Origin of the sequence: Clostridioides sp. ES-S-0005-03, from assembly GCF_020658455.1 — a bacterium.
Classification (GTDB): domain Bacteria; phylum Bacillota; class Clostridia; order Peptostreptococcales; family Peptostreptococcaceae; genus Clostridioides.
The window spans coordinates 1-1,012 of record NZ_JACVWI010000018.1; the positions used below are offsets into that span (position 1 = coordinate 1).

The window sequence follows — 1,012 nt, forward strand, 5'->3', positions numbered from 1 at the left end:
AGCCAGGATCAAACTCTCAAATAAAAGTTTATCAGGCTCAGATACTATTGTTATCTAAATATCTGGCTTTATGGTTTGTTTCTTGTTTTATAAATTAACCTACTGTTTAATTTTCAAAGTTCTTTATTGATATAGTTAGATGGTAGCGGTAATAGGAGTCGAACCTATGACCTTTCGGGTATGAACCGAACGCTCTAGCCAACTAAGCTATACCGCCGTATTTCTGGTGCCCAGAGGCGGAATCGAACCACCGACACGGGGATTTTCAGTCCCCTGCTCTACCGACTGAGCTATCTGGGCAAATGGTGGGCCTAGCTGGACTCGAACCAGCGACCTCACGCTTATCAGGCGTGCGCTCTAACCACCTGAGCTATAGGCCCTTACTTGGTCGAGGTGAAGGGACTCGAACCCCCGGCCCCATGGTCCCAAACCATGTGCGCTACCAAACTGCGCTACACCTCGAAATATTATTTACTATCTTATATTACTCTAAAACTCATTTTTTTTCAAGTCCTTTTTATTTGGCAGGGGTGGAGGGACTCGAACCCCCGGCGCACGGTTTTGGAGACCGACGCTCTACCAACTGAGCTACACCCCTATGAAGAATAATGGACCTTCAGGGACTCGAACCCCAGACCTACCGGTTATGAGCCGGGCGCTCTAACCAACTGAGCTAAAGGTCCTGGTTGGTCGAGGTGAAGGGACTCGAACCCCCGGCCCCATGGTCCCAAACCATGTGCGCTACCAAACTGCGCTACACCTCGTTTTTTAAATGGCGGAGAAGGAGGGATTCGAACCCTCGCACCGGTTACCCAGCCTAATCCCTTAGCAGGGGATCCTCTTGAGCCACTTGAGTACTTCTCCAAATTTAGTCCTATTATTTAGTTTGGCGGAGAGGGTGGGATTCGAACCCACGGCCCCTTTCGAAGTCACTGGTTTTCAAGACCAGCTCCTTAAACCACTCGGACACCTCTCCATTGGTGATCTATCCGCGACTCGAACGCGGGACACC

Annotated in this window: 9 tRNA genes; all 9 read right to left on the reverse strand. The window is 49.7% G+C overall.

What is annotated here, in order from left to right:
* Positions 1-140 precede the first annotated feature (140 nt).
* Positions 141-217, reverse strand: a tRNA-Met gene (locus tag IC218_RS21485).
* 7 nt (positions 218-224) lie between these two features.
* Positions 225-300, reverse strand: a tRNA-Phe gene (locus tag IC218_RS21490).
* Positions 301-303: 3 nt separating this feature from the next.
* A tRNA-Ile gene (locus IC218_RS21495) sits at positions 304-380 on the reverse strand.
* Between the two features lie 5 nt (positions 381-385).
* A tRNA-Pro gene (locus IC218_RS21500) sits at positions 386-462 on the reverse strand.
* A 60-nt stretch (positions 463-522) separates the two neighbouring features.
* Positions 523-598 (reverse strand) — tRNA-Trp (locus tag IC218_RS21505).
* Positions 599-609: 11 nt separating this feature from the next.
* Positions 610-683, reverse strand: a tRNA-Ile gene (locus IC218_RS21510).
* 4 nt (positions 684-687) lie between these two features.
* Positions 688-764 (reverse strand) — tRNA-Pro (locus tag IC218_RS21515).
* 9 nt (positions 765-773) lie between these two features.
* Positions 774-864: transfer RNA gene (locus IC218_RS21520), tRNA-Ser, on the reverse strand.
* Between the two features lie 23 nt (positions 865-887).
* Positions 888-976 (reverse strand) — tRNA-Ser (locus IC218_RS21525).
* Positions 977-1,012 lie beyond the last annotated feature (36 nt).